Here is a 6,319-nt window from a genome sequence, read left to right as displayed (position 1 = left end):
AGCGGCGTCCCCTCGTAGAGGCCGAACAGCCACTCGTCGGGGGCCAGCCCCAACCGCTCGTAGTGCTCTTCGCTCGGCCAGTCCTCCACCACGACGTCCACGTTGCGCATCTGCGCCGCGATCTCCTCGGGGATCGCATCCAGGGCCCGCGCCACCAGCGCTTCGAACCGCCGGCGTGAGAGTTTCATCGGCGCCGCCTCCCACGGGAATCGGTATTCCCGATCTTCCGGCACCTTCCCCTGCGGCCGAAATAACATCCGCGGACCCGGACGTTAGCCCCCGGTAGAGCATGGAGGTCGAGTTCCTGTACTGGGAAGAGTGTCCCTCGCACGAGGAGGCGCTGGCCCGGCTGCGGGCGGTCCTCACCGAGGAGGGGATGGCCGCGTCCGTCCGGGTGATCCGCGTGGAGACCGACGAGCAGGCCCGGGCCCTGGGGTTCCCGGGGTCGCCCTCAATCCGCGTGAACGGGGAAGACCTCTTCCCCACGGCGGGGACGCCGGTCGGCCTCTCCTGCCGCGTCTATGTGACCGACGAGGGACGCGTCAGCCCGCTCCCGACGAAGGAAATGATCCGCACGCAGCTGCGACGCCGCGTGGCGGGCTCCTGAGGAGGTGACGGAGAGATGGCCATCGCTCTGGAATCCCGGCTCATCCCCTTCGCACTCCCCGGCACGGACGGCCGGACCCACCGGCCGGAGGAGTTCGCCGAGGCCAGGGTCTTCGGGGTGATCTTCCACTGCAACCACTGCCCCTACGCGCAGGCCTGGGAGGACCGCCTGATCCAGACACAGCGGGAGTATGCGCCCCGGGGCGTGCGATTCGTCCTGATCAACAGCAACGATCCTGCCAAGTACCCCGAGGACAGCTTCGAGAAGATGCGCGAACGCGCCGAGGCGAAGGGCTATCCCTTCCCCTACCTCTTCGACGAGACGCAGGAGGTGGCCCGGGCCTACGGCGCCACCCGGACGCCGGAGATCTTCCTGTTCGACGCGCAGCGCCTGCTGCGCTACCACGGCGCTCCCGACGACAACTACGAGGATCCCGCGGCGGTGCGCCGCCCCTACCTGCGCGACGCGCTGGAGGCGCTCCTGGCCGGGCGGCTGCCCCCCGTCCCGGAGACCACGCCGGTCGGCTGCACCATCAAGTGGAAGTAGGCCCGCGGGGCTGAAAGCACCGGCACGGCGTTCGTCGCCGTCCGCGGGCCCTTCCGCGGTTCGGGAGATCGAGCGTGCCGTTTCTCGGGCGCCCGTGCCCCGCTACACGTCGTAGTACAGGTGGAACTCCGCCGGATGCGGCCGCATCCGGACGAAGTCCACTTCCTTCTTCCGCTTCTGCTCGATCCAGGTCTCGATCAGATCCTTCGTGAAGACCTCCCCCTCCAGCAGGAAGGCGTGGTCCGCCTCGAGGGCCGCCAGGGCGGCGTCCAGGGACCCCGGCACCTGGCGAATCCTTGCGCTCTCCGCCTCGGGCAGCTCGTAGAGGTCCACATCCATCGGATCGCCGGGATCGATCTGCCGGCGGATGCCGTCCAGTCCGGCCATGAGCATCGCGGCGAAGGCCAGATAAGGGTTGGCGCTGCCGTCGGGCGGCCGGTACTCGATCCGCTTGCTCCGCGGGCTGGTGGAATAGACCGGGATGCGCACGGCGGCGCTGCGGTTCCGCATGGAGTACACCAGGTTCACCGGCGCCTCGTAGCCCGGAACCAGGCGACGGTAACTGTTCGTCGTCGGCGCGCAGAAGGCCATCAGCGCCGCGGAGTGGGCCAGCAATCCGCCGATGTACCAGCGCGCCAGCTGGCTGGTCTGGGCGTAGCCCTGGGGGTCGAAGAAGAGGTTGATCCCGTCCTTCCACAGGCTCTGGTGGCAGTGCATCCCGGAACCGTTGTCGCCGAAGATGGGCTTGGGCATGAAGGTGGCGGTCTTGAAGTGCTCCCGGGCGTACATCTTCACCAGGTACTTGTACAGCATGAGCTTGTCGCCCATGTCGGTCAGCGTGGAAAACCGCATGTCAATCTCGCACTGCCCGGCGGACGCCACCTCGTGGTGGTGGACCTCGACGTCGATCCCCGCCTCCTGCATCTTGAGCACCAGGCCGGAGCGAAAGTCCTGCAGACTGTCCGCCGGCGGGGCGGGGAAGTAGCCCTCCTTGTGCCGCGGCTTGTGGCCCAGGTTGGGCTTCTCGTCGCGGCCGGAGTTCCAGATTCCCTCGGCCGAATCCACGGCGTAGAACGCCTCGTGCTGGCTCAGGTGGTAGCGGACGTCGTCGAAGACGAAGAACTCCGCTTCCGGGCCCCAGTAACTGGTGGTGGCGATGCCGGAGGCGGCCAGGTAGCGCTCGGCCTTCTGGGCCACGTAGCGGGGGTCGCGGGTGTAGCGGGCGCGGGTGACCGGGTCGTAGACGTCGCAGGTCAACAGCAGTGTCTTCACCCGGAGCAGCGGATCGATCGTGGCCGTGGCGGCGTCGGGGAGGAGGATCATGTCCGACTCGTTGATGTGCTGGAAGCCCCGGATGCTGCTGCCGTCGAAGCCCACCCCCTCCACGAACATGCTCTCGTCCAGCTCGGTGACCGGCGCGCTGAAGTGCTGCCAGGTGCCCGGCAGATCGGTGAAGCGAAAGTCCACCATCTGCACGCCCTGCGCCCGGCAGAACTCGATCACCTGTGACGGATTGGCGATCGTCCGGTCGGAGATGTGGTTGCGCACCTGTTCCTTCATCGACCCCGCCTCCTGTGGTCTGCCTGCCCCAAAAATGCGGCACGGCGCCCCGCTCTGGAGGGCGCCGTGGCCCGGAACCGTCTATGGAAATCTTGCTCCGGATGATACCAGCAGGATCAGGAGCCGGTCAAGAGATTTTTCGCCCCCCGCCCGGACTCGTCGGGTCAAAACCCCCACCCGCGTCCCATCTTCGTGGGTGAGGAGGATGGAGGCGTTTGTGCGCCAACAGCGCATCAATCTTCAGCCCTTCGTCGAGGTGTGAGATGTCCCCAGAGCCCTACCGTCAGCGCATCGCCGACTCCCGCCACCCGCAGGGCGTTCGCCACCGTCTGATCCCGCACTTCCTCGCCCATCGCAACCTCTCCCTGACCGCCCGGGCTTTCGGCTGCGACCCGAAGACCGCCCGCTTCTGGGTCCGGCGCCATCGCCGGGGGGGCTGGCAGGCTCTGGGGGACCGTCAGCGCCCCGGCCACGTCCCACCCCACAAGACCCCCTGGCCATCGAGCACGAGGGCGTCCGCCTGCGCCGCCGAAATCCTCGCCTGGGCCAGGACAAGATCCAGGCCCTGCTGGCCCGCCGCGGCCTCCGGCGCTCGACCGCGACGATCAACCGGATCCTCCACGCCCATGGCCTGGTCAAGCGGCTCCCCGGCGTGGAGTACACGGCCAAGGACGTCACCACCGGCATCGTCTTCGTCTGTCTGGCCTATGAACGTTCGGAGATCAACTCCCTGCGCTTCGCCCACCTGCTCTTCCAGCACCTCCTCCGCCACGGGGTCGATGTGACGCAGCTCAGCCCGCAGACGGACAACGGCACCGAGTTCATCGGCCACGTCGAAGCCCGGCGTCCCTCCGCCTTCACGCGGCTGGTCGAGCAGCGCTACGGCGCCCGCCACCTCACCATCCCCGTCCGCGCGCCGCGCTTCAACGGCATGGTCGAGAACTTCCACGGCCGCGTGGAGGACGAGTTTTACACCCTCGACCCCCTGCCTACCGAGGAGGAGGTGCTGCAGGAGAAGGCACCCAAGATCAGCCCCGACGTCGCCGCTTTCCCACCGGTCGTCCTCGACCGACTCGATCTCTCAGCCGTCGAGATGCTCCCTCCGGTGAGTGGGGGGAGTGGGGAGAATAGACCCGACGCTCACATTTCTTGCCCCCCGCCCCCTCTCGGGCGCCGCCGTCTCCCCGCCCGGCGGCTGGCTCTCCCCGGGGAGTCGCCCGCCCGCCCGCGGCCGGCGGAGCCCGCCGGACGCAATCGGTCCGCCAGGAAGTCTCGGAGCACCAGGGCACTGTTCCGCTCGGGGTCGCGGGCGCTGTAGAGCAGGGTGAGGGGTCCCTGTCGGGCGAGGTCCAGCAGCGGCCGCCAGGCCTCGGTGCGCCTCAGCTCCGCCAGGTAGCGGCGGCGGAACTCGGGCCATTTCGCCGGCTCGTGGCCGTACCAGGCTCGCAGGGCCGGGCTCGGGGCGACCGCCTTCAGCCACCGGTCCAGCGCCAGGTCCGTCTTCCGCATCCCCCTCGGCCAGAGGCGCTCCACGAGGATCCGGGATCCGTCGTCGGGCGACGGGGGCTCGTACACGCGCTTGATCGTGATGCGAGGAATGGGTATCATCAACCGGATTGTACCGAACTTTGGCTGGCCACAGTGATCGGCGTCCGGTTCGTAGCGGTGGAATCCGGCATGGCGACCGCGCGTTTAGCCAGAAGTGGTCGGGAGGCACCGCTTGGGGGAGGCGACGGATATGCCGCACTACACCTATCTCATCATCGGCGGAGGGATGGCCGGGGACGCCGCGGTGCGGGGCATCCGGGAAGTGGATGCCTCCGGAACGGTCGGCATGCTCGGCGCCGAATCCCACCGTCCCTACAATCGCCCCCCGCTGTCCAAGGGCCTGTGGAAGGGACAGCCCGAAGACCAGATCTGGCGGGACACGGAGGCGCTGCGCAGCACGCTCCACCTGGGCCGCGCAGCGGTGCGCCTGCATCCCCGGGAACGCACCGTGGTCGATGATCGGGGCGAGACCTACACCTACGAGAAACTGCTCCTGGCCACCGGCGGGACGCCGCGGCGCCTCCCCCTCGGAGGCGACCACATCATCTACTTCCGGACCTACGACGACTATCAGCGTCTGCGCGCGCTGAGCGCGCGCGGACAGCGCTTTGCGGTGATCGGCGGGGGCTTCATCGGTTCGGAGATCGCCGCCGCCCTGGCCATGCACGGAAAGTCGGTGACGATGGTCTTTCCCGAAGAAGGCATCGGGGCCCTGATCTTTCCGCCGGGCCTGAGCCGGTTCCTCAACGACTACTATCGGGATAGGGGGGTCGACGTCCGCCCCGGTGAGCAGATCGTGGGCCTGGAGCCCGGGGGCGGCGGCTACCTCCTGCGGACGAAGAACGGGGCGGCGCTCGAGGTGGAGGGGGTCATCGCCGGCATCGGGATCGAGCCCGAGACGGGCCTGGCCAGGGCCGCCGGACTGCGCGTGGAGAACGGGATCGTCGTGGACGAGCTCCTCCGCACCGAGCGGCCGGAGATCTTCGCCGCCGGCGACGTGGCCAGCTTCTTCAGTCCCGCCCTCGGCCTGCGCCTCCGCGTCGAGCACGAGGACAACGCCAACGTCATGGGGATGACGGCGGGCCGCAACATGGCCGGGGCCGCCGAGCCCTATCACCACCTGCCCTTCTTCTACTCTGATCTGTTCGACCTCGGGTACGAAGCGGTGGGCCAGCTCAGCAGCCGCCTGCAGACCGTCGAGGACTGGAAAGAACCCTTCCGCGAAGGGGTCGTCTACTACCTCCAGGAGGGGCGCGTGCGGGCGGTCCTGCTGTGGAATGTGTGGGAGCAGGTGACGCACGCGCGCGCGCTGATCGCCGCACCCGGCCCGTTCACGGCCCGGGACCTCAAAGGCCGTCTGCCCGCGTAGGAGGACGTGGCCCGGGGCTGGCTTCCCCCCGACCGCCCCCGCCTGACGCGGTCGGGCCTGTTCCTGGTCGGCGCAGTGCTGACCTTCCCTGGGGTGGCGGCGGCGGTCGCGCTCGCCTCCCCGAAACTGGCCCTGCTGCAGCACCGCAGCGCCGTCGTCCTCGCCGCAAACCATCTGGTCACCCTCGGCTGGGGAACGATGATCGCCCTGGGTGCGCTCCACCAGCTCCTCCCTGCCGCCGCCGGCGTGCGCCATGAACCCGGACCCCTCGTCGTCGCGCAGTTTGCCGTCCACCTGGCCGGCGTGGCGCTGCTCGCCTCCGGCTTCTGGTGGCGGGCGACCCTCGTCCTGATCACCGGAGGCGGCGCCATCGTCGCCAGCGTACTCGCCAGCGCCCTGACCGCGGTCTGGGTCGCACGCCGCCGGACGCGGTGGAACGATGCGCTGACGCTGGTGGTCGCGGCCATCGCTTCCCTCGTCCTGGTCACGGGGTGGGGACTGCTGCTGGGGCTGAACTGGCGGTACGCCTTCTGGCCGGCGCTGCTGCGGCCCCCGGGCCTGACGGTGCACCTCACCCTGGGCCTGCTGGGATGGTTCGGCTGCCTGATCGTCGGCGTCTCCTACTACCTGCTGCCGCGGTTCACCTCCCGACGGTCGCTGGAGGGGACCCACCTGCGCCTGATCGGCCT

The 6,319-nt window shown here is 69.1% G+C and carries 7 protein-coding genes and 1 pseudogene; 5 read left to right on the top strand and 3 right to left on the bottom strand.

Going from position 1 to position 6,319, the window contains the following annotated elements; genetic code table 11:
• The coding region (locus QN141_14210; GenBank protein MDR7559630.1) for a metallopeptidase family protein at nucleotides 1–188 on the bottom strand (188 nt) is incomplete at its 3' end.
• Nucleotides 189–289: 101 nt separating this feature from the next.
• On the opposite strand from QN141_14210, the gene QN141_14205 reads away from it, so the two are divergent.
• Entirely contained in the window at nucleotides 290–607 is a 318-nt protein-coding gene (locus QN141_14205) for a thioredoxin family protein (protein ID MDR7559629.1), read from the top strand.
• Nucleotides 608–622: 15 nt separating this feature from the next.
• Nucleotides 623–1,153, top strand: coding sequence for a thioredoxin family protein (locus QN141_14200; GenBank protein ID MDR7559628.1), 531 nt, complete (start codon nucleotides 623–625; stop codon nucleotides 1,151–1,153).
• Nucleotides 1,154–1,255: 102 nt separating this feature from the next.
• On the opposite strand, the gene glnA is transcribed toward QN141_14200, so the two are convergent.
• Nucleotides 1,256–2,713 carry a type I glutamate--ammonia ligase gene (gene glnA, locus QN141_14195; GenBank protein MDR7559627.1) on the bottom strand — a complete coding sequence of 486 codons (1,458 nt, stop codon included), beginning with the start codon at nucleotides 2,711–2,713 and terminating at the stop codon, nucleotides 1,256–1,258.
• Between the two features lie 652 nt (nucleotides 2,714–3,365).
• Between glnA and QN141_14190 the strand changes: the two genes are divergently transcribed.
• A complete protein-coding gene (locus QN141_14190; GenBank protein MDR7559626.1) occupies nucleotides 3,366–4,031 on the top strand; it encodes a hypothetical protein in 666 nt (221 codons plus the stop codon).
• A gap of 5 nt (nucleotides 4,032–4,036) precedes the next feature.
• Here QN141_14190 and QN141_14185 read toward each other — a convergent pair.
• Nucleotides 4,037–4,321, bottom strand: a pseudogene (locus QN141_14185) (DUF488 family protein).
• A gap of 130 nt (nucleotides 4,322–4,451) precedes the next feature.
• On the opposite strand from QN141_14185, the gene QN141_14180 reads away from it, so the two are divergent.
• Together QN141_14180 and QN141_14175 are read left to right on the top strand one after the other, a co-directional pair.
• Nucleotides 4,452–5,630: an FAD-dependent oxidoreductase gene (locus QN141_14180; GenBank protein MDR7559625.1), complete on the top strand. Its 1,179-nt coding sequence runs from the start codon at nucleotides 4,452–4,454 to the stop codon at nucleotides 5,628–5,630.
• A 6-nt stretch (nucleotides 5,631–5,636) separates the two neighbouring features.
• The coding region (locus QN141_14175) for a hypothetical protein (GenBank protein ID MDR7559624.1) at nucleotides 5,637–6,319 on the top strand (683 nt) is incomplete at its 3' end.

Source organism: Armatimonadota bacterium, from assembly GCA_031459765.1.
Lineage (GTDB): Bacteria > Sysuimicrobiota > Sysuimicrobiia > Sysuimicrobiales > Kaftiobacteriaceae > Kaftiobacterium > Kaftiobacterium secundum.
This window is presented reverse-complemented; position numbering and strand designations above follow the sequence as displayed.